This window comes from Belliella filtrata, from assembly GCF_022549775.1.
Lineage (GTDB): Bacteria > Bacteroidota > Bacteroidia > Cytophagales > Cyclobacteriaceae > Belliella > Belliella filtrata.
The window spans coordinates 1-586 of sequence record NZ_JAKZGP010000157.1 but is presented as its reverse complement, the minus strand read 5'-3'; the positions used below and the strand labels follow the sequence as shown (position 1 = coordinate 586).

Sequence of the window (586 nt, the reverse complement as noted above, 5' to 3'; positions counted from 1 at the left end):
TGTAAGTGTATGGTGCTGTGCCTCCTGATACTGTAAGTGCTATCGCTCCATCTGTTGATCCGAAGCAACTTGCATCACTTGTGGAAGCTATGCTTGCTGCTAGTGCCGCCGCTGGCTCATTGATCGTTACATCTATCGATGCTGTGTTGCCATTGGCATCTGTTGCTGTGATCGTGTAGGTACCTGCTGACAAGCCTGTAAAGCTGTTGCTTGATTGAGCTGCTCCGCCATCCAAGCTGTAAGTGTATGGACTCACTGATCCTGTTGCCATAACCGTGATCGCTCCATTGCTACCTGCAAAACAGCTTACATCAACCTTGTTCACCAAGCTCAATACCAAGCCTGTCGGCGCTGTGATGTTGAAGGAAACTGCATAGCTACAGCCATTGCCGTCTACTACATTCACCGTGTAGGTACCTTCAGATAGGCCGTCAAATACACCATCATTGTTGCTTTCGCTTGTACCTAATAGGCTGTAAGTATATGATCCTGTCCCTCCTGTGGCCGTGATCGTAGCTGAACCATCACTTCCTCCTGCTACTGTCACCATGCTGATCGTGCTCACCGATGCGGTCAAGGTACTGTT

1 pseudogene is annotated in these 586 nt (G+C 49.1%); it reads right to left on the bottom strand.

Annotated features, from left to right (window positions below):
• Positions 1–586: pseudogene (locus MM239_RS20870) on the bottom strand (SprB repeat-containing protein); the annotation flags it as partial.